Annotated in this window: 1 protein-coding gene and 1 pseudogene; both read right to left on the bottom strand. The window is 74.4% G+C overall.

The window, feature by feature from the left end; all coding sequences use genetic code 11:
- Positions 1 to 40: 40 nt before the first annotated feature.
- Positions 41 to 1,159 (bottom strand): peptide chain release factor 2, encoded by a 1,119-nt coding sequence (prfB, locus tag VIW71_RS18520; protein ID WP_331623456.1) that lies wholly within the window; start codon positions 1,157 to 1,159, stop codon positions 41 to 43.
- A gap of 331 nt (positions 1,160 to 1,490) precedes the next feature.
- A pseudogene (locus tag VIW71_RS18515) lies at positions 1,491 to 2,603 on the bottom strand (serine/threonine protein kinase); the annotation flags it as partial.

Below are 2,603 nucleotides of genomic sequence, written 5' to 3'. Positions count from 1 at the left end.
GCCGCCCGCGGGTCTGTGACCCGTGCGGCGCGCGGCGGGGTTACGCCGCGGTCTTCTCGCGGGACTTGCGCCACCGGATACCGGCTTCGATGAAGCCGTCGATGTCGCCGTCGAGGACCGACTGGGGGTTGCCGACCTCGTGTTCGGTGCGGAGGTCCTTGACCATCTGGTACGGGTGCAGGACGTAGGAACGCATCTGGTTGCCCCAGGAGTTGCCGCCGTCGCTCTTGCCGAGGGAGTCCATCAGGGCCTGCTCCTCCTGACGGCGGCGTTCGAGCAGCTTGGCCTGGAGGACGTTCATGGCGCTGGCCTTGTTCTGGATCTGGGAGCGCTCGTTCTGGCAGGAGACCACGATGCCGGTGGGAAGGTGGGTGATCCGGACCGCGGAGTCCGTGGTGTTGACGCCCTGGCCACCGGGCCCGGACGCGCGGTAGACGTCCACCCGCAGCTCGGACTCGTCGATCTCCACGTGGTCGGACTGCTCCACGACCGGCAGGACCTCGACGCCGGCGAAGGAGGTCTGACGGCGGCCCTGGTTGTCGAAGGGCGAGATGCGCACCAGGCGGTGGGTGCCCTGTTCGACGGAGAGGGTGCCGTAGGCGTACGGCACCTTCACCACGAAGGTGGTGGACTTGATGCCGGCCTCTTCCGCGTACGAGGTCTCGTAGACCTCGGTGGAGTAGCCGTGGCGCTCGGCCCACCGCAGGTACATCCGCTGGAGCTGCTCGGCGAAGTCGGCGGCGTCCACGCCACCGGCCTCGGCCCTGATGTTGACCAGGGCCTCGCGGGCGTCGTACTCCCCGGACAGCAGGGTCCGCACTTCCATCTCGTCCAGCGCCTTGCGGACGGCGCCCAGCTCGGCCTCGGCCTCGGTCCGGGTGTCGGCGTCGTCCTCGGCCTCGGCCAGTTCGAAGAGAACGGCGAGGTCGTCGATCCGGCCGCGCAGGGCCTCGACCTTGCGCAGCTCGGCCTGCAGGTGGGAGAGGCGGCTGGTGATCTTCTGCGCGCTCTCCGGGTCGTCCCACAGCGACGGCGCCGCGGCCTGCTCTTCGAGCGCGGCGATATCGGCCCGCATCCGGTCCAGGTCGAGGACGGCCTCGATCGACCCCATGGTCGAGGAGAGGGATTTCAGTTCTTCGGATACATCGACGATCGCCACGTCACCAGCCTACCGGCTGGGCGAGCGGACCGAGCTCTGCGCGTTCGCGCCTCCCGCGCGGGGTGGGGGCCGCGGCGCGGCAGCGCGCGTACGCCGGCGGAAGGGGCGCGCCGGCCTGCGGAAAGGCTCCTCGCCGTCGCGGGTGGGGGGTGCGCGGGTGGTGGTTTTCCCGCCCGCGCACCCCGTGCGGCACGGATGTCGGGTGCGGGTTCACGTGTGGGACGGCGGCGCCGGCGGCAGGTACGGGGCGTGCGGCAGGCAGGCCGGGAGTGGTGGCGCCGCGGGTTCCGGTGAGGGGCGGGTACGGGAGACCCGCGGGGGCACGTGGGCGTCAGAGCGTGGTGGTCGCACGGGTGAGAGCGCCTTGCGGGGTGAGGGCGTAGAGGGAGAGCGAGCGGCCCGAGGCGGCCGCGCCGGGGGAACCGGCGAGAGGGGCGGGGAGCCGCCCGGAGGACCAGGTCCCGGCGGTGGAGGCGGCAGCGGCCTGCGCGCCGCCGGCGAAGACGTAGAGGTGACCGCCGGAGGCGATCGCGTCGGGGCGGGAGGTGGTGTCCAGGCCGGGGATGACCACGGAGGGCCGCCAGGCCGCAGAGGAGTACGGGAGCCGCAGCACCGCCCCGTCCGCCTTGCGCACGACGAAGGCGTCGAGGGTGCCGCGTCCGCGGGAGACCAGTGCGGGAGCCGAGGTGATGCGCCCGGCCGTGGGGACCAGCGCCCAGGCGTTCCAGCGGTCGCCCACCAGGGACGCGGTGATCAGGTCGCCGCCGACCCGCCCGACCAGGTCGATCCGCCCGGGTTCCGAGGAGGCCGCGGCCGGCGCGGCGTCGAAGCGGGTCCGCTCGTCCACCTGCGACCAGGCGTTCCAGGAGCCGCCGGCCAAGGTACGCCGGTAGAGCAGGCCGTCCGTACCGAGAGCGAACAGGTCGATCCGCCCTGCGCGCGCCGAGACCACCGCCGGGTCCCCCTGCGTGCTTATCCCGGTGAGCCTGTGCCACCCGCCGTAGCCGGAGCGGTCGCGGACGACGTACCAGACGTTCTTGTCCTCGCCGCGCGCGAAGACGTACGTGGCGCCGCCGAGCGCGAGGGCCCGCGGGCCGCCGGTGAGCCGTACGCCTGCGGCCGGTGCGGCGCGGAAGGCCGACCACCTCGGGAGCGCGACGGGCGCCCCGGTGCGGCCCTGCGGGGAGGGCGCCCCCGCGGTGGGCGCGGTCGGGGTGCCGTGGCCCTCGCCGCCCTGGCCGGGCGTGGGCGCCTGGTCGTCGCGCGAGGTGCCGCCGGAGTCCGAGCCGGAGGAGCCGGCCGTGGCGATGCCCCACCCGCCGAGCCCGGCGACCGCGAGGGCCGCCGCCGCGGCCGCGGCGAACCTGATACGGCGCTGCCGCATCGCGTCGGACACCGCGCGGTGCCGGGGGCTGGCCGGCCGGCCGGCCGCCGAGACCCGGCC

The organism is Streptomyces sp., assembly GCF_036524955.1.
In the GTDB taxonomy this organism is placed as follows: domain Bacteria; phylum Actinomycetota; class Actinomycetes; order Streptomycetales; family Streptomycetaceae; genus Actinacidiphila.
The sequence above is the reverse complement of the archived record's forward strand: the minus strand, read 5'-3'. Positions and strand labels throughout refer to the sequence as shown.